Origin of the sequence: Pedobacter chinensis (assembly GCF_003339865.1) — a bacterium.
Lineage (GTDB): Bacteria > Bacteroidota > Bacteroidia > Sphingobacteriales > Sphingobacteriaceae > Pedobacter > Pedobacter chinensis.
In genome coordinates, this window is sequence record NZ_QPKV01000003.1 from 298,467 (window position 1) to 317,917 (window position 19,451).

16 protein-coding genes are annotated in these 19,451 nt (G+C 37.2%); 6 read left to right on the plus strand and 10 right to left on the minus strand.

Annotation, left to right across the window (positions count from 1 at the left end; genetic code table 11):
- Positions 1-491 precede the first annotated feature (491 nt).
- Together DU508_RS06620 and DU508_RS06625 are read right to left on the minus strand one after the other, a co-directional pair.
- On the minus strand, positions 492-1,403 hold the full coding sequence (locus DU508_RS06620; protein ID WP_115402055.1) for an AEC family transporter: 912 nt from the start codon (positions 1,401-1,403) through the stop codon (positions 492-494).
- Positions 1,404-1,467: 64 nt separating this feature from the next.
- Complete coding sequence (locus DU508_RS06625; protein WP_115402056.1) at positions 1,468-2,700, minus strand: DEAD/DEAH box helicase; 1,233 nt, start codon at positions 2,698-2,700, stop codon at positions 1,468-1,470.
- Positions 2,701-2,868: 168 nt separating this feature from the next.
- Here DU508_RS06625 and DU508_RS06630 point away from each other — a divergent pair, with 168 nt between their 5' ends.
- Together DU508_RS06630 and DU508_RS06635 are read left to right on the plus strand one after the other, a co-directional pair.
- Positions 2,869-3,447: an RNA polymerase sigma factor gene (locus DU508_RS06630; protein ID WP_115402057.1), complete on the plus strand. Its 579-nt coding sequence runs from the start codon at positions 2,869-2,871 to the stop codon at positions 3,445-3,447.
- Positions 3,440-4,723, plus strand: a complete 1,284-nt coding sequence (locus DU508_RS06635; RefSeq protein WP_115402058.1) for a carboxypeptidase-like regulatory domain-containing protein — start codon at positions 3,440-3,442, stop codon at positions 4,721-4,723. Before DU508_RS06630 ends, DU508_RS06635 begins: the two co-directional genes overlap by 8 nt.
- Before the next feature lie 281 nt (positions 4,724-5,004).
- Here DU508_RS06635 and DU508_RS06645 read toward each other — a convergent pair whose 3' ends face one another.
- Positions 5,005-6,015 carry an inorganic phosphate transporter gene (locus DU508_RS06645; RefSeq protein WP_115402060.1) on the minus strand — a complete coding sequence of 337 codons (1,011 nt, stop codon included), beginning with the start codon at positions 6,013-6,015 and terminating at the stop codon, positions 5,005-5,007.
- 12 nt (positions 6,016-6,027) lie between these two features.
- Complete coding sequence (locus DU508_RS06650) at positions 6,028-6,669, minus strand: DUF47 domain-containing protein (RefSeq protein WP_199562663.1); 642 nt, start codon at positions 6,667-6,669, stop codon at positions 6,028-6,030.
- Between the two features lie 279 nt (positions 6,670-6,948).
- Between DU508_RS06650 and DU508_RS06655 the strand changes: the two genes are divergently transcribed.
- From DU508_RS06655 to DU508_RS06670, 4 genes are all read left to right on the plus strand, one after another.
- Positions 6,949-8,736: a hypothetical protein gene (locus tag DU508_RS06655; protein WP_115402707.1), complete on the plus strand. Its 1,788-nt coding sequence runs from the start codon at positions 6,949-6,951 to the stop codon at positions 8,734-8,736.
- Positions 8,737-8,797: 61 nt separating this feature from the next.
- The gene (locus DU508_RS06660; protein WP_115402062.1) at positions 8,798-10,636 is read left to right on the plus strand and encodes a hypothetical protein; all 1,839 of its coding nucleotides are present in this window, start codon (positions 8,798-8,800) and stop codon (positions 10,634-10,636) included.
- A gap of 54 nt (positions 10,637-10,690) precedes the next feature.
- A complete protein-coding gene (locus DU508_RS06665; RefSeq protein ID WP_115402063.1) occupies positions 10,691-11,248 on the plus strand; it encodes a LemA family protein in 558 nt (185 codons plus the stop codon).
- Positions 11,248-12,204, plus strand: a complete 957-nt coding sequence (locus DU508_RS06670) for a DUF3137 domain-containing protein (protein WP_115402064.1) — start codon at positions 11,248-11,250, stop codon at positions 12,202-12,204. Before DU508_RS06665 ends, DU508_RS06670 begins: the two co-directional genes overlap by 1 nt.
- Positions 12,205-12,488: 284 nt before the next feature.
- Here DU508_RS06670 and DU508_RS06675 read toward each other — a convergent pair whose 3' ends face one another.
- Genes DU508_RS06675 through DU508_RS06700 form a run of 6 tightly spaced genes read right to left on the minus strand, consistent with a single transcriptional unit; the run spans position 12,489 to position 19,385 of the window.
- Complete coding sequence (locus DU508_RS06675) at positions 12,489-12,854, minus strand: response regulator (protein ID WP_115402065.1); 366 nt, start codon at positions 12,852-12,854, stop codon at positions 12,489-12,491.
- A gap of 23 nt (positions 12,855-12,877) precedes the next feature.
- Positions 12,878-13,462 (minus strand): chemotaxis protein CheB, encoded by a 585-nt coding sequence (locus tag DU508_RS06680; protein WP_115402066.1) that lies wholly within the window; start codon positions 13,460-13,462, stop codon positions 12,878-12,880.
- Positions 13,447-14,265 carry a CheR family methyltransferase gene (locus DU508_RS06685; protein WP_115402067.1) on the minus strand — a complete coding sequence of 273 codons (819 nt, stop codon included), beginning with the start codon at positions 14,263-14,265 and terminating at the stop codon, positions 13,447-13,449. Before DU508_RS06685 ends, DU508_RS06680 begins: the two co-directional genes overlap by 16 nt.
- Positions 14,262-14,639 (minus strand): response regulator, encoded by a 378-nt coding sequence (locus tag DU508_RS06690; protein WP_115402068.1) that lies wholly within the window; start codon positions 14,637-14,639, stop codon positions 14,262-14,264. Before DU508_RS06690 ends, DU508_RS06685 begins: the two co-directional genes overlap by 4 nt.
- A 15-nt stretch (positions 14,640-14,654) precedes the next feature.
- Positions 14,655-18,233, minus strand: a complete 3,579-nt coding sequence (locus DU508_RS06695; RefSeq protein ID WP_115402069.1) for a response regulator — start codon at positions 18,231-18,233, stop codon at positions 14,655-14,657.
- Between the two features lie 18 nt (positions 18,234-18,251).
- A complete protein-coding gene (locus DU508_RS06700; protein WP_115402070.1) occupies positions 18,252-19,385 on the minus strand; it encodes a sensor histidine kinase in 1,134 nt (377 codons plus the stop codon).
- Positions 19,386-19,451: the final 66 nt, after the last annotated feature.

Genomic DNA, 19,451 nt, shown 5'->3' on the forward strand with positions numbered 1-19,451 from the left:
GTTAGTTTGTTTTACCACCTGAGACATCTAAGTTCAGCTAAGGCATGGTTTAAATTACAGTTAAGAAACCTATCTATATAATAGTTTTAGAACATTAAACTTATATTTCTTTAAACGCTGCAAATGGTAAAGACTTTTGCGGACTTTGCGGTTAAACTAAACCTTCACACCAAAAAAAAATAAAAAAGGGAGATTGCCACAAATATTCCCATTAGCTTGCCGGAGTGTTAGTTAGTTTGTTTTACCACCTGAGACACCTAGGTTCAGCTAAGGCATGGTTTAAATTACAGTTAAGAAACCTATCTATATAGTTTTAGAACATCAAACTTATATTTCTTTAAACGCTCCAAATGATAAAGGCTTTGCGAAAAACTTTGTGTTCTTTGCGGTTAAACTAAACCTTCACACCAGAAAAAATAAGAAGGAGATTGCTCGCGAGGACGACCGTTCATGGTTTAGAGCAAAAGCTTCGTGTTCTTTGCGGTTAACCACTAAAACAACCCTGCATAAGTTAAAACCAACCACCATAAACCAGTTGTAATAAACGACAATAATATCCCTATCCCAACCACTAAATTTGAAAGTTTCGGATTTAAATTATATTGATCGGCGACAACACCCGCTGTCAATAAAGTTGGCATCGCCATTTCGAAGATGGTTATTTTAGCAATCATTCCATTCATCCCCAGAAATAATGCAATAATCAGGATTGAAAGTGGCGCTAAAATCAGTTTGTATAATAAGGCAAAACTAATGTGCCTAATCTCTCCAAACCAGCCACCAAATCTCAGTTGCAAACCAATTGAAAACAAAGCCAACGGACCAACCGTTCCAGCTAATTTATCAAACAATACATCAAAAGAAGATAAATCTAAATAATGTGGTAAAATCAACGCAAGTATGCAACCAATTAAGGGTGGAAAGGTCAGCACTTTTTTAAATACCATTTTTGCAGTCAGTTTTTGCTGTTGAGATGAACGAATGGCCACAATTATCCCAATGGTTGATAGTAAGGTAAAAGTGATCTGATCGCAGATTATGGCAATAGCCAATTCCTTTTCACTAAAATAAGCGATGATTAAAGGAAAACCGATAAATGAGGTATTACTCAATGAACTTACCAGTTTTAAACCTCCGGAAGTTGCATGACTAATTTTATTAAATCCCGAATAAACAGTTACAAACAACCAGCCGAGCAACCAAATAAAAATAGGTGCTAAAACAGGGAAAAGTAAATCTTTTGTCCAGATAATATGTGGTAAATACTTAAAAGAAACCGCAGGAAGCGCGATGTAGATAATCCATGCATTGATACCTTTATGAGCATCTTTGGGTAAGGTTTTACTTTTTCTGAAAAGAATTCCTGCCAGAATGCATAAACCGATGAGGATAAAATTTGCCATTATTGCCGCAAAGATAGCGATAAAAGAAAAACGCCAATCAGAAAAAATGATTGGCGCTTACCGATTAGCCTGGATTTGAAGGTTTGTTTTTTTTCTTAAACCAAACCTTTTTCTGACCATTATTTTTTGGATGATGAGGTCGTTTCTCCTCTATATGTTTAATTTCCATTGAAGCAATATGCTCGGGCAATGCCATCCGCGGAACTTCTTTTTCAATTAACTTTTCAATGTTTTCAAACTTGCGTTTATCTCTGCTATTAACCAGAGTAATTGCTGTTCCTTTTGTTTCTGCCCTTGCAGTTCTGCCAATTCTATGCACATAATCTGCGGGGTCGCCAGGAACATCATAATTGATCACTAAATCGATTCCTTCCACATCAATTCCACGAGATAAAACATCCGTTCCAATTAAAATTGGCAACCGTCTGTTTTTAAACGCCAGAAGAATACCCTCGCGTTCTTTCTGATCTAAATCTGAATGGAAAGCTTCTGCTTTCATTCCTAAACTTTTAAAGGCTTTAAAAAGCGCTTTAACTTTCTCCTTTGTAGATGCGAAGATAATGCTGCTTTTATACGTTCCATCTTTAAAAATGTCAGTCAATAACGCCTGTTTCTGCTGATCGTGAATATTATAGGCTTGCTGATCGATGCCCTCGGCAGGCTTAGCAATTGAAATGGTTATCTGTTGCGGTTCATGTAAAATGCTGCCTGCCATTTTCCTTATTTTCGGCGCCATAGTGGCTGAAAACAACAATGTTTGCCTTTTTTTAGGCAAATAGCTTACAATACGCATAATATCATCATAAAAACCCATATCCAACATTCTATCAGCTTCATCCAAAATTAAATGTTGCAGATGTTCAAGTTTTAAAACGCCTGATGATAAGTGAGCCATCAAACGGCCAGGAGTGGCTATGATAATATCTACCCCTTCACGCATCGAGCGTTTTTGCTGTTCATAAGCAATTCCATCCCCGCCACCGTAAACTGCTAATGAACTGATGTTGGTAAAATAAGCAAGTGCTTCCACCTGTAAATCAATTTGCTGAGCAAGTTCTCGTGTTGGTGCTAAAATCAGGGTATTGTTATGACGATCTTTAGCACGGCTGATTTTGTCCATTACCGGTAAAAGATAACTAGCCGTTTTTCCTGTTCCTGTTTGAGCACAGGCAATAAGATCGTGATTATCTAAAATTACAGGAATAGCTTGTTTTTGTATTGGAGTGGCAGTTTTATATCCCATTGCCATAAGGCCTTCGTATAAATCGGGATTAAAATTAAAGTTGTTAAAATTCAATCTGTTGGGTTTATGTGTTTTAGCAAAAGTACCTCAAATTACAACGAATAGCAAACGGTACCAAATATCAATTTTATCAATTATTTTGACAGCCAAATTTTAGTTATTTCCTTCTTACTGAAAAATATTATTTATACTTGAAGATAATTATTATAGCTACCCAATTTTTTGAAGTTTATTAAAAACATAGCTGGAAATCAGCAGAAAGAAGATGCAGACTTAATCGCCGAGTATAAGCGTACCGGCGATTTGGATGCATTGGGTACGCTATACAACAAATATATGCACCTGGTATTTGGGGTTTGCTTAAATTATTTCAAAGATGAAGAGTTGAGTAAAGATGCGGTAATGCAAATTTTTGAAGAACTGGTCAGGAAGCTTAAAATTCATGAGGTTCAGAATTTTAAAAGTTGGCTGCATGTATTGACACGGAATCACTGTTTAATGGCTTTAAGGAAATCTTCGAAACAAAATAACGTTTCTATTGATGATACTTTTGTGGAAAACAGCGAGTTTGTGCATCTGGATATTGACGACACAAAAGAAACGCAGCTTACCATTATGGAAAAGTGCATGGAAACCTTGCCCGAAGAACAGCGAAAAAGCGTAGATTTATTTTATTTACAAGAGAAATGCTATAAAGAAGTGGCCGAAATAACGGGCTATGACATGCTGAAGGTAAAGAGTTATATCCAAAATGGAAAGCGGAATTTAAAGATTTGTATAGAAAAAAATAGTAGTGAATAACGACTGGTTAGATATTGATGTTCTGGAGGATTACCTGGATGGTAAACTTGATGCTAAAGCTATGCATTTTGTTGAACGTCAGGCGCTGGAAGATCCATTTGTTGCCGAGGCTCTCGAAGGTTTACGCCAATCGCCGAAACGGAAACAAAGCATTTCTATTTTACAAAAACGACTTTACGATAGAATTTCCGAAAAACCAGTTAAACGTAGAATGTGGAGCATTACCACACAACGTTTAAGTATTGCAGCAACCGCTACAGTCGCTTTTATTGCCGTAAGTATTTTGTTCTTCATGCGCGAAACCAATCGTAAGAATGCAGAAATTGCGGCCAGAAGATCGGAAGGAGTTGTTGTGAATCTCGATACCAATACAGCTGTCGCAATAACAAAACCTAAACAGGAAGATACCAGCGCCGCGCTTTCTAAATCGGCCTTAGTTGATAGGGCAATTGCTGATGCGAGAAATGGCGATTTAGCTAAAAACACCAAACAAATTCCGGAAACTAAAAATGAAGCCGTAGTTGCTGAAGGCAGAGCAAACATTGTTTTAGGAAAAACAAACGCCGGGGTTTTGCTGTCTGCCAGGAAGGCGAAGGAAAATCATGCTGCAAATGAAGTGATTATAGCGTCTGAGCCTGTAGTGGCCTCAAATAAGGCTGTCTTTAGCGGTAATGTTTTCGATCAAAGTAATGGCAAGCCTATTCAAGGTGCTGTCGTTAAACTTGCCGGATCATCTAATGTTACAGCAACAGATTCTAAAGGATATTTTGCTTTACCTGCTGATAGTAGTGCGAAAGACAAAGATCTCTTAATAAATGCTATCGGATTTAAGGAATTGCCCGTTGCTACCGTTACAGATCCTAATGCCATTCGGAATGCTTTGAATGGAGATAAATCTTTAAATGAAATTGCCCTGATCACAGGATCTAATGGCCGTAAAAAAGAAAATATTCCGGCACCTAAAATAATGCTTCGTGCAGAGCAGAATTTAGATGGGAAATCTATTGAGGAGATCACTAAACCGATTCCTGTTTCAACGATCAATTATAAACAATATTTGGAGAATAATAACAAGCTGTACAATCCTAAAGGACCAGAACAATTTGTTATTTTAGGTTTTAAAGTTAAAAAGAACGGTCGCCCAACAAATATTAAGATAATTAAATCGCTTAATAAAAAAGCTGATGCAGAAGCTAAGCGACTTATCCAAACCGGACCTGATTGGGTATTGCCTAAAAACGGTAATAACGAGGTGGAAATGAGTGTGAAGTTTTAGTTTAACCGCAAAGTTCGGAGATTAAACTATGAACGGTCATCATTGCAATGACGTGTGGATTAGGAAAGTTCCCGGTCATTCCCACTTTTCCGTCCTTGCGAGCACATGCTCCGATCTTTCTGGAATGTTCGTGACAATCTCCTTTTTGGTTTTTGATTCGCTTGCGATAAGACTGCTTCATCGCTGAAATTTTCATCAACGATGATGGAGTAACAATCATATTAAACAAAAAAGACCAAAGCAAATGCCTTAGTCTTTCAATATGTTATAGACAATAATTCCTATTTGAAATAATAGATTGCCGCATAAATAATAGCTGCCAATGTTGCTGAAACCGGAATGGTTAAAATCCACGCCCAGATGAGGTTGATGGTTACACCCCAACGCACTGCTGAAACACTTTTTACCACACCTACACCCACGATTGAACCTGTAATGGTGTGTGTAGTTGAAACAGGAATACCGAAATGCTCCGTTATGCCTAATGTTATCGCACCAGCGCCTTCAGCAGCAACACCCTCAAGCGCTGTTACTTTAGTGATTTTTGAGCCCATTGTTTTCACGATTTTCCAGCCACCACTCATGGTACCTAAGGAAATGGCAGAATAACACGCAATCGGAACCCATGAAGGCATTGACTCAAAATCAGGGATTACATTTGCCGCAATTAATGCTGTAGCTATAATACCCATAACCTTTTGCGCATCGTTACCCCCGTGAAAAAAACTTAATGCTGCCGATGATAATAACTGCAAGCGCTTAAACCACTTCTCTGCAGTTGCGGGTTTTGCATAACGGCAAATGTTGATGATGATTAAAGTCAAAACAACTGAAATTACCATACCGATTATTGGTGCCAATACAATAAATGATACAATTTTAATTACATAGCCCATGTTTACTGCATCAAGCGGACTAGCGCCTGTAAGCAGGGCATGTGTCATACCCGCACCAGCAAAACCACCAATTAAAGTGTGCGATGAGCTGGAAGGAATACCATACCACCAGGTAAGAAGGTTCCATATAATTGCGGCCACTAAACCAGCAAGAATAACTTCTAAAGTAATATAATTTTCAATTACCGTTTTCGCAACCGTGTTGGCCACTTTGTGATCGGTAAAATAAAAGTAAGCCGCAAAATTGAAAAGCGCAGCCCACAAAACCGCCTGAAAAGGCGTAAGAACTTTTGTAGAAACAACTGTTGCAATTGAGTTAGCGGCATCGTGGAAGCCGTTAATGTAATCAAAAGCAATAGCCAGAATTACAACAACAACCAATAAGGTAGTTACCATGTTTGTGTTTTATTAAGCGTTTTTAACCAGGATAGTTTCAAGCACATTCGCCACATCTTCGCACTTATCTGTCGCTTTTTCTATCGTTTGTAAAACCTCTTTTTGTTTAATTAATTCAATCGCATTGGTTTCGTATTCAAACAAACGGGCAACCGCCAATGTAAATACATAATCAGCCTGATTTTCGCCGCTATTGATCCGGATACAAGCATCTGCAATAACACGGATGTTTTTGAAACTGCGTAATTCTTTTATTGCTTTATCAATATCAGTACACATTTCTACCAAAAGCTCAGCAATTTTTACAATTGGTTCGCTAATAGTGTTCATATTGTACATTTGCATACGGTTTGCGGTACCATAAATATAATCGGCAACATCATCAACAGCAGTAGCCAATTGGTGAATATCCTCTCTATCAAACGGCGTAATGAAGTTCCTGCTCAACTCAAGAAAAATTGAATGGGTAATGTCATCTCCAACGTGTTCTAAACGTTCAATTTCCTTAAAAACAGTTTTTCTACTTTCAGGATCAGCCGTGCTAACCATTTCCAAAAGCGCCTCAGCAATTTTTAATGCATTGGTACCAGCCTGCTCAAAAAGAGGATGAAATTTTCTATCTTGAGGAGTAAAGAACTTAAAAATATTGTTCATGTTAATTTCTAATATGTTGCAAAGCTACAAGCCCAATGTTAAGTTAATGTTAAGTTCTTGATTATATTAAGGGATTGCCTCTCATTTTCATCAAGTTCGGCTTTCATATATTATTGTTTATGGTTTTTTAGTCTTCAAAAAGGCCTTATCATTGTGTTTTTTGCATTAAAGGCCTGCCAAGATTAACCCATGCAACTTCCCTTACCCCCAATAAGCACTGGGTTGAGTAATACTGAAACAAACCACCGCTCTATCTGTTCTATACTGATAAACCATAAAATGATAGCTCAACACAAAAATAAACTTTGGATTTGGATAGGAAGTATTGTTGGTGGGATAATCCTTATACTTGCCTTTGGCGCGATGTTTATCAGCGCCAGGTGGAAGCCAATACTTACTGATAAAATAAAGGAGGGGGTTTACAATGGCTCAAAACATCTCTATAAAATTGATTTTAAAAGTATAAATCTAAATATAATTACCGGAAGCCTGGCCCTGCGGGATGTGACCCTTAAACCTGATACGATGGTTTACGATACTTTAAAGAAACAAAATCTCGCTCCTGCCCATACCTTTGAGTTGAAATTGGAAAAACTGCAAATCAGCAGAGTTGGCATACTTACAGCCTACTTTAAAAAACGGATGAATGTTAGTGAAATCATTCTGCAAAACCCATCAATCAATGTGATTTTTAGTAAGGTACCAAAACAAACTGATACAGTTAAACCAGAAAAAACATTATACGAGCAAATTTCCAAAACTTTTAAATCAATTCATGTAAAAACCATCAAGATTGTTGACGCCGATTTTGATTACATCAATAAGAGCACACCGCAGAAAACAAAAAACAGTATTAAACATTTTAACGTAACCATTAACGATTTTCTATTGGATTCGCTTTCTGGAAATGACACCACGCGGTTTTATTATACCAAAGACATCTCTTTTCAAATCGCTGGCTATAAATCCATCACAAAGGATAAAATGTACAGTATGAAAATCGATACCATTGATGGTTCTTATACTTCCAAAAAAATCAGCATTAAAGGTTTTACCTTGAAACCACTTTATCCTGAACTCACTTTTGCCAGAAAGTACAATATTCAAAAAGATCGTTATGATTTCAGCTTTACCAGAATTGAATTTAATGGTGTGGATTTTATTAAACTTAATACAGATCAGGAAATCGAAGCCCGCTCAGTCAGAATCGGGCCAGCGAGAGTAGAAGTGTTTATGAGCAGAGAATCGCCTCCTCCACCGGGTTTTGATAAAGGAAGAAATTATCCGCATGTGGCGCTAAAAAGATTAAATATTCCAACTATCGTAGATACGGTAAAACTTAGAAATATTGATGTAAAATATTCAGAATACAACCCTGCAAGTAAAAAAATCGGTGCAGTTGAATTTAAATCATTAACAGGGAACATCCTTAATGTAACCAATGATAGTTTACGTTTAACCAAAAACCATCATGCCGTAGCAGATTTAAATTCGCTTTTAATGGGAACCGGCAAGCTCAATGTAAAAATAGATTTTAACCTGACCGATAAAAACGGCGCTTTTACTTACAGCGGTAGCTTAGGCAAATTTGATTTTAAAAATTTAAACTCTTTATCAAAAAACCTTGGGTTAATAGAAATTGAAAGTGGAAATGTACAACATGTGGATTTTAAAGCGAATGGAAATTTACGCTCTGCTTCCGGATCAATGAACATGCTGTACAGCAATTTAAAAGTTAAATTATTATCCGATAACATTGATGGTAAGGGCACAAAAGAAAAAGGCTTTTTATCATTTTTAGCCAATACGCTATTGATTAAAGATGAAAACCCAAGCAAGGGCGACCCACCCAGAACGGCAACGATGACGAATACCAGAATTAACTCTGCATCATTTTTTAATTTAATGTGGAAAACGATTTTTGTAGGTATAAAAGATATTGTTGGTGTTGGGATTGTTCCGGAAAAAAATCCGGTAAAGCAACAAAAGGTCATTGCCGAAAAAATTAAAGCACAAAAAAAGCAAGATCAAAAAGAAGCCCGTAAAGCACGACAAGAGAAAAATTGAGCAACATTTTTTAACAATACGTTTATAAATGTATATTGCTATAAAAAAGGTTCCTTGTTAAATGCCAGAAACAAAAAGACATAGATATAAGCTTTTAAAATGGATTGTTGCAACAATACTTATTGTTTTTGCTTTACTGGCAGGTTTGGCGTGGTTTCTAAATTTAAAATCACAGCCGATGTTAACAGATCGGATAAAAACGCTGTTGTACAAATCTACCGATAGTTTATACACCATTAGTTTTTCAAAGATTTCCACTAATATTTTAACCGGAAGTGCCACCTTACACAATGTGAAAATCATTCCTGATACCAACAGGTTTAATGAGTTGATTGTGCTTAAAAGAGCACCAAATAACCTTTACCATGTATCTTTAAAAAAGCTTCAGGTGAAAAATTTTCATCCTTTTACGCTTTACAAAGACCAAAAACTTCAGCTTGGTGAAGTTGTTTTTGATAATCCTGAAGTTTTAATGATGAACAGGCAGTTCGAATTTAATGACAACAGACCTCCAAGGCCCGTTAAATCCCCCTATGCAATTATCTCTAAAAACCTGAAAGAATTTAGCATCAGGAAGATTCTTTTCAGAGATGTCAGTTTTAAATATATTAACAAAAACGAACCCCATTCGAAACCTTTCGCAGTTGATGATCTCAATATCACCCTAACCGATTTGCTTGTCGACTCAACCTCTGCAGATGACCCTACCAGGTTTTATCTTTTAAAGGATGTGATCATCAACCTTAAAAACTACAATTATCCAACTCCTGATCAAATGTATAACATCAAACTCAGCCAGTTGGATTTTAGGGCCTCCACCGGGAAGCTCCGCGTAAATAAATTCATAGTTGAACCGCTGTATGATGAAATGAAGTTTGGGCAAGTTGCGGGGTATTCAAAAGATCGTTTCCATATTCAAATGAACGATATTTTGATGAATGGCATTGACCTTCCGTTGTACATTAGCAAACAGGAATTCCGGGCAAAGGAAATGGCTATTGCAAATGGCTTTATTTCTGTTTTTAATGATAACAGTTTAGGGAGAACCTATAAATCAACGGATGCCTTAAATGAAAGCAGAATTGATCGGTTTCCACATCAGCTTTTACAAAACATGGGGGCGCCGGTTCTTATCGAAAAAATTCAGCTGAAGGATGTTGATGTTAGTTATGCGGCCTACAATGGCGAAAGCGAACAGCGTGGTAGAATTTCTTTTGAGCATACATCAGGCATTTTTAAAAATGTTACAAATCTGCCTAAAATAAAAGCCATAAATCCGTTTATGGAAGTTAATTTAAACACTTATCTGCTGGGGCAGGGCAAGCTGGATGTTAATTTCAAGTTTGATTTAACATCGAAAAATGGCGATTTTATTTATAATGGACAACTTCATTCCTTTAATGCCCGCGTATTAAATCAAATTACCAAACCACTGGGACTGGTGCGTATTAACAGAGGTATTGTAGATAAATTAAAGTTCAGTTTTAAAGCAAATAACGATGGTGCAAATGGAAAAGTGGATTTCTATTATTACGATCTTTCTGTCGCATTAATGAGAAATGATCCTTCCAAAGATCATTTGGTCACCCGTGGTTTAATGTCGATACTGGCAAATGCTTTGATTATCAACTCTGAAAACCCAAACAGAGATGGAAAATTTACTTCTGCCACCGTAAATTATAGCAGGATAAAAAACACTTCTTTTTTTAATTTAATTTGGAGAAGCCTGTTCATCGGAATAAAAAACAGCATCGGCATTACCGAAGAAAAGCAAAAAGAAATAAGGCAGCATATCGAAAACTTCAAAGAAATGCAGGAAAATCATCGCATCAGGAAACAAAAAAGACTGGAGCGAAGACAGCAACGTGAACAGGAACGAGAAAAGAATGAAAAACGCTAGTGGGTAAATTGTAACGTTTTATTATATTTAATATCTAAACCAAAAACCATAACCATGATCATCGTATTAATCCTTCTCGGCCTTGTATTTCTTTTTGGAATTTTCTTTTACAACAATCTTATTGGAAAGAAAAATCAGGTTATCAATGCATTTTCTGCAATTGATGTAATGCTTAAAAAACGTTTTGATCTGATTCCTAATCTGGTTGAAGTGGTTAAACAATATACTACTTATGAACAAGGTACACTCTCCAGAATTGTTGAACTCAGAACCAAAGCAACTTCAGGAGGAATAAGTGATGCTGAAAAAGCTCAGATTGACAGTCAGTTAAGTGCGAGTGTTAAAGGCTTAATGGTAAACGTTGAGAATTATCCGGATTTAAAAGCCAACACCAACTTTATCAACTTACAATCTACCTGGACAGAAAGTGAGGAACAAATTGCTGCGGCAAGAAGAACTTATAATTCGGCTGTTACCGATTATAATAATGCCATTATGATGTTTCCGGGTAATTTATTTGCCGGAATGCTGAATTTTCATCCTACACCCGTTTTGGCAACAGCAGAGGAAGAACGAAAAAATATTAGCGCAAAAGAGCTTTTCAATAATTAATGCAGTTTAGTTTAGAAAGCAATGTGGCCTTGCAAAATGTATTGGCTGCAATGGAGGTAGAGCGCAAAAAAATTGCCGCTACCCAAACCAAAGGATACATTTTTATTGCTACTGGAATTGCATTAGCTGTTCTTGGCTTTATTATGGGTTTTGCCGGGCCAGCAATTGTTATTGGATTAATCCCCATTATTTATGGCGGCGTGGTGCTTTATAAAATTGGCGATGAACTCCATGCCTACAAAGAATCCTATAAGCAAGATGTAATTGGAGAGGCACTCAGGTTTTTAGACAAAAGCTTAACCATAAAGCCTTACGAAGGAATTTTAGCCAGGGAATTTATATTTTCCCAGCTATTTACAAAAGATCCTGACCGGTATAAAACGGAAGATTTGGTAAGCGGGAAAGCAGGACAAACAAATTTTTATTTTGCAGAAGTTCATGCAGAATATAAAACCGTTACACACACTAAAAACGGCACCAGAACAGAGTGGCATGATATTTTTAAAGGAATAATTTTCGTGGCAGATTTTAACAAGCATTTTAATGGTGTAACCATTGTTCGTCCAAAAGATTTTGGAACCGCATTAGGCGCCTGGTTTTCAAAAAATCTGTTTTCTTTTAGTGATAAAAATCTGATAAAACTGGAAAATGTAGATTTCGATAAGACCTTTGTAACCTATGGAACAGATCAGGTTGAATCACGTTATTTGCTTACGCCAGCAATGATGGAGCGAATTCTTAAACTTAACCGTGGCACAAAATATACCATCTCTTTATCTTTTATTGAATCAAGAATGTATATCGGATTTCCATTAAACAGGAATTATTTTGAAGCGCCGGTTTTTAAATCGTTATTAAACCTTGGTTTATTAAATGATGATATTACCACCATTAAGTTTATGTATGATATTGTTAAAGAGCTTGATTTAAATACCAGAATTTGGGGTAAGAATTAGTCATCATAACTTAAGGTGAGTTTTGGATGTTTCCATATTGATGATCAGTTATTTAATTGCTAAACCATATAAAGCTGTCGTCATTGCAAGGTTTTTTTCAAGGCCGTGGCAATCTGCCCGTGCAGGGGGCTTTGTCTTTTGGGCTATTCTGCCATCATGCACATCCTCTCACACAAGCAGATTGCTTCACTCCGCCGCACAGGCCTTTCTTCGTTCGCAATGACGGGCTTGGCGAGATCATTGCGAGACACAAAGCAATGACGGATTAAGACCCAAAACTCACGTTAACTTAAATGTTTTTTAACAATTTCCTCTAAAGCCTCTATATCAAAAGGTTTTGATAAATAACTGTCTGCTCCGGCTTCATCGGCAAGGGCTGAGATATCATTATTTGCAGAGAAATAAATTACCGGAATGTGTTTGAGTTCAGGATTATTCTTAATTGCTTTGGTCGCCTGGATTCCGCCCAGATCAGGAAGCCAGTTATCCATAAAAATAATATCGGGCATGTAAGCCGCTACCTGATTTTCAATATCATTAGCATTTTCTGAGGTTTTAATATCGTATCCGGCATCTTCCAGTATGAAGGTACACAGATCTAAAATATCTCTGTTATCATCAAAAACAAATACTTTTTTTGCATCGGCCATAGTAATCTCCTTAAGGCAATCTATTATCTAATTAATTTGTTTATAAACTCAGCCATGTTAAAACTATCCAAAATAACATTTGGTTTTACATGATCAATGGCTTGTTGAGGCATGTAAGGCATAATGGCGGTATTCGGATTTTGAACAACCACAAAACCACCTGAATTGTTTACACTTTTTAATCCCTCCACACCATCTGCATTTGAGCCTGAAAGCAACATACACACCAGTTCATCTTTAAAAACCTCTGCCGCAGATTGAAAAGTAACATCTATCGAAGGTCTGGAATAATTTACTTTTTCAGAGTAATCGAGCGAAATTGTTTTGTCCTCTTCAATTAAAAGATGATAATCTGCCGGGGCGATATAAACATTTCCTTTCAACATGGGTTCTTTTTCCTCCGCTTCCTGAACGTCTAAGCCTGTTCGGCTTTGTAACAGATCGGTAAGCAACGAATCATTTCCTGATTTTCGATGAGTAACCAGGATGATCGGAAAATTAATTTCTTTCTTTAAATCAGGAAATATTTGCAGGAGCACATCTAAGCTCCCGGCAGAGCCACCGATAATCAAAGCGCTGCATTTTTCTGGTGTTAAAGTTTGCGCCATATTTTCTCAGTTTTAACGCGTTTATATTCTTTTGCCTTCGTCCAAAAATCCAGGCTTTCTTTACTTCCCAAAGCTAAATAACCAAGTTTTTCAAGGCTGTTATCAAACAACTGAAAAACCTTGTGTTGTAATTCTTTATCAAAATAAATGAGCACGTTTCTACAAAGAATCAATTGAAATTCATTGAAAGAATGATCTGAAACTAAGTTATGCGTCGAAAAAATCATCTTACTGCTTAATGATTCATCAAATTTCGCCAGCGAATAATTTGCGGTATAGTACGATGAAAAATCTTTAACTCCGCCAGAATTAACATAATTTTCAGAGTATCCTTTTAAATAATTAAGCGGAAACATGCCCTTTTTTGCTTTATCTAAAACCGATGGGTTAATATCTGTTGCATAAATAAGCGATTTTTGCAATAAATTTAATTCCTTTAATAAAATTGCCAGTGAGTAAGCTTCCTCTCCGGTAGAGCAACCAGCTACCCAAATCCTGATGAAAGGATACGTGCCTAAAACGGGAAGTACATCGTTTCTCAGCGATTTATAAAAAGTGGGATCGCGAAACATTTCTGTAACGTTTACGGTAATTTCTTCCAGAAAACGCTTGAAATACTGTTTATCGCTTTTAATGGTATACCTGAATTCAGCAAAACTTACAAAATTATCCAACGTGTATAACCTTGTGATTCTCCTTTTTATCGAAGCGTGTGAATATTCCAGAAAATCATAACCATGAACTTCCAGCACGTCACTTAAGAGTGTTTCAATCTGCTCATTATCTATAACCTCACTTATCACTTCTTATTGGTAACTTCTTCTATTTGCAATAATAATTCATCAACATTTATAGGCTTTGAAACGTAACCGGATGCACCTGCAGACAGGCATCTCTCCCGATCGCCAACCATTGCCTGCGCGGTAACGGCCAACACGGGTATGTTCTGCATTTTATCTGATTTTTTCATTGTGGCAATGGCCTGATAGCCATCCATATCAGGCATCATCATATCCATTAACACAACTGCGACATTTTCGTTTTCCTCCATAATAGCAAAACCTTCGCGGGCACTGGTAGCAGATAAACAACCGAAACCTTTAGCCTTTAAAACAGCTTTTAAGGCGAAAATGTTTCTGTTATCATCATCAATAATGAGAATTAATTTTTGAGCCATATTATTTATAACGGATTAAGCTTTGTAATGATTTTCATATAACCAAACTCTTAGAAGCGATATGAGCTGATCCATATCAACAGGTTTACTTATATAATCAGATGCTCCTGCCGCAATGCATTTCTCTCTGTCGCCCATCATTGCTTTAGCGGTTACGGCTAAAATCGGCAGATTCCGGTATTTGATATCCTGTCTGATCGCCGTTGTGGTTTCATATCCATCCAGTTCCGGCATCATCATATCCATTAAAACAACATCTACTGATGGGTTTTCATTCAATAGTTTTAATGCTTCTTTACCATCAGTTGCTGCCAATACTTTCATTTGATGTTGCTCCAGCATTTTTGTCAGCGAAAAGATATTCCTCACATCATCATCAGCAACCAACACTGTTTTTCCTTTTAAAACATCCTGAAGTTCTGAAAATCCCTTAGGAGTTTTTGTTTTTTCTCTGCTCTTTTCTTCCACCAGATGCAAAAACAATCCGGCTTCATCTAAAATTCTCTGATAAGAATGCGCTGTTTTTACAACAATGGAATCAGCATATTGCTTAATTCTGTTTTCCTCTCCTTTCGACAGGTTTTTGCCCGTAAAAATGATAATTGGCAGGTTTTCTAAACCAGGCGTTTTTTTAACCACTTCTAGCGTTTCGTAAGCGTGCTTATCAGGAATTCCCATGTCAAGGATAACGCAGTTTACATCGGGTTTATGCAATGCAGAAACACCTTCACTTACCTGGTTTACAATTTCTGTTTGAATATTAAAATTGCTTAAGAAATAGCTTAACGCCTTGGCGTGCTGTTCGTTTTCTTCAACAATCAAAACCTTTTTAGGATGTCTGCTTAACGCATGCTCTAACTTTGAAAAAATTTCCTGCATGTGCTCAAAAGCAAATGGCTTATTGATGAAATCTACAGCGCCTTTTAGTAAACTTTCTTTTTTAACCTGAAGCGATGACATAATGTGCACGGGAATTGGACGCGTGGTTGGGTCAGATTTCAGTTCTTCCATCACTTGCCAACCATCTTTAACCGGCAGCTGAATATCCAATAATATCGCTAATGGCTTGTAGTCTTTTGCCATTTCAATACCCACATCGCCACGCACTGCTACCAAACCTTTATAATTCTTTTTCCTGGTAAAATCTAAAAGTGTTTTGGCAAAAGGCGTATCATCTTCAACAATCAGGATCACTTTATCTTCTGGCTGGATGTTATCCCGGTCATCTTCAATTTCCTGAGGAATATTTGGAACCGTTAAATGACTAACTTTTGCTGGCTCAAGAGCTACCGGCAATGGTTTTTCCTGTATTTTTGTTTCTTCAAATCCTTTGTTTTTATCAATAGGTAAAGTTAGTGTGAAAACACTCCCCTCATTTTCTTTACTTTTCAAATCGATGTAACCACCCAAAAGCTTCGCTAATTCTCTGCTGATCGATAAGCCCAAACCAGTTCCGCCAAATTTACGGCGGGTAGAACCATCAGCCTGCTGGAAGGCCTCGAACACCATTCCTTGTTTTTCTGGCGCAATACCAACACCGGTATCGGTCACTTTAAAAAGCAGGGCATTTAGTTTCTCTTCCTTATCAATGGTTAATTTTACAGAACCTTTTGAAGTAAACTTAATTGCGTTCGACAGCAGATTTTTAAGAATCTGTTCTAACCGCATTTTATCTGTATGGAAAAACTCAGGAACATCGGCAGATTTATCAATCACTAATTCCAGTGCTTTATCTTTAGCCAAAGGATTAAATAAAGAACGCATGTTCAGTACCACATCATCAACTTTAACGTTTGATCGATCAAGTTCCATCTTGCCCGCCTCAATCTTCGACAGATCTAAAATCTCATCAATCAAACTCAATAAACCTTGTCCTGAACTTTGTATTACCTCTGCATATTCCTGGTGTTCGCGGTCCATTGCTTCGTTTTCGGCCATTAATCTTGATAACAAGAGAATGGAGTTTAGTGGAGTGCGCAATTCGTGAGACATGTTGGCCAGGAACTCAGATTTATATCTTGTGCTTAACTCCAGCGCTTCTGCCTTTTGTTGTATCTCGATATTTCTTTCCTCTATCAACTCATTTTTCTCTTCCAGCAAACTACTTCTTTCTTCCAGTTCCTGATTACTTTGCAGCAATTCCTCTTGTTGTACCCTCAGTTCTTCTTCTGATGCCTGAAGTTTTTGCGCCTGAGCTTCAAGTTCTGCATTCATTCCCTCCAGTTCGTTATGTTGTACCTGAAGTTCTTCTGATTGTGCCTGAGTTTCTTCAAGCAACTGCTGCAATTTCTGTCGGTTTTGAGCGCCTAGTAGAGCCGTGCCGATATCAGACAATACCAAATTTAAAAAGTGCAGCTGCAATTCGCTAAACGATGTAATGGTGCCGATCTCTAAACCGCCAATAGAAATGCCATTTCTAATAATTGGCAGAACCAGCAACTGAGCGGGCTTTATGTTTCCAGTGGCGTGGGTAATAGTCAATTCGTTTTGAGGAACATCTTCAAGCAAAATCCTTTTTCCTGATTTCACTGCCTGCCCGATCAGGCCCTGGCCCAATTCTAAGATTTGTGGCAAATTTTGCCCCTCTAGTGCATATTTTCCTTTTAAGTGAAGATAACCGTCATCTTTAAATAAATACACCGCACCAACCTGGCTTTTAGTATAGGTAACTAAAAACTCTATAATATCATCAGCCAAATGGAACACATCTTTTTCTCCAACCATTTGAACATTTAGATTAGCGACACCGGTTTGCAACCATTCGTTTTCTGCAAGCGTATCAAAAGATTTTTTTAATGATGACGACATGGTATTCAGCGATTCAGAAAGTTCGCCGATATCATCTTGTGTCTGATTATCTAATTTAACGCCATAATTTCCATTCGAAATTTGATGTGCAATTTCTTTGATCGCCACAATGCGTTTCTCCATTTCATACTTCTTATCTTCAATTTCCTTTTGGAGTTTAACACGTTCATCAAAATCAATTGATACTTTTCTGTAAAAAAACAGGGTGATTAAAACGGCCAGAAACGCTGCTATTAAAATTAAAAATGGCGTATATGAGGTCAGTTTATTCAGTTCTGCAGTTCTTTGATCGAGCAAGCCCCGCTCTTCTTTGATCATATTGTTCACTATTGCACGGACCTGATCCATGTATACCTTGCCCTGAAACAGAACAGTTGGGTCGACAGTTCCGCCTAATGCTTTGATTTCGATGGTGGATTTAATAATCCCCATTCTCTTTAACAGGATTTCCCTGAGCTTTGCTATGTTTTTTTGTTGAACATCATTATCCTTGGTGGAAAGCGCTACTCTATTTAAAATAGCAGCGGCCGAATCACTGGCGCCATAATAAGGTTCTAAAAAAACTTTATTACCGGTTAACAAATAGCCGCGTTGTCCTGTTTCAGCGTCTTTTAAAAAAGAGATGATGCTCTCTGAATTTAAAATAACCTCATCGCTATGTTTAACCAGTTCAGTGCTTTTAATCAGGTTTCTAATGCTAACGTACGAGGCAAGTGAGCTGATGAAAAGAATAATAAGCGATAAGCCCAGGCCTAAACGTAAATTATTTTTAAGAGTAGTTTTCATTCTATGTTTTGGAGATGATTAGATTTGATTTTGGAGGATTTCCTGTTCAGTTGTTGGGATGATAAAGTAGAATTCAGAACCTTCATCGGGAACGCTGTTAACGCCGATCACCCCGCCATGCCGTTTAATGATTTCTGAACAGATATAAAGGCCGATTCCTAAGCCATTAAAACGATTGCTGTTTTCTTCTACACGATAAAATTTATCAAAAATCTTATCTTGTTGTTCCTTAGAGATTCCGATACCAAAATCTTTAACCGCGAGGTATAACTTTCCGTCTTTTATATTGATGGTTACGTTAACCTGATTGGTTCCCGGTGCATATTTGATGGCATTTGTAATGAAATTAATCACTACCTGCTCCAATCTCATTTCATCGCCGAAAACGGCTTCGCTGGTTTTGCCGAGTTTGGTAATTTTAAAATCAGGATTAGACTGTTGCAACATTTCTATGGCATTGTTTACCATATTATCGGCACAAAAGTTTTGCATGTTGAATTTCATTTTGCCGCTCTCAATTTTTGAGATATCAAGCAAATCAACAATAAGTTCGTTAAGCTTTTCGAGCTGAACACTTGCCTTTTCCAAATGACTTTGAGCCATTTCTTTATTGTCTTTATTCAAACTTCGTTGCAGCAATTGGATATAACCCTTTACACTGGTTAACGGAGTTTTCAATTCATGGCTGGCAATACTTATAAATTCGTCTTTTTTATGCTCTGCCTGTTTTCTAAACTCAATCTCCTCAAGCAATTTTTCCTGCACCTCGTTAAGCTTTCTGCTTTGCTCGTAAATGCGATAAAAAGTTTTGATTTTAAGCAGCAGCACATTGATATCAACGGGCTTGGTGATATAATCCAAACCACCACTGAGGTAGCCTTTGGTAATAAATTTAAGTTCTGTATTTACGGCAGACAGGAAAATAATTGCAGTATCTTTTGCTTTGCTGAAACCTGATATGGCTTCAGCCACTTCAAAGCCATCCATATCAGGCATTTGAACGTCAAGAATGATTAAAACGTAATTATTCTTTAAAACTTTTTTCAGCGCGTCTTCGCCTGATGATGCGGTATCAACCTCAAAATTGTGTGCTTGCAGTACTTTCTGTAACGAGATCAGGTTTTCTGGCCTGTCATCAACTATAAGGATCATCTTTATTAAAACAAATAAGAAGCCGGGATAATTATGTTTGGTTTGGAGACAAAATCTCTTTAACTA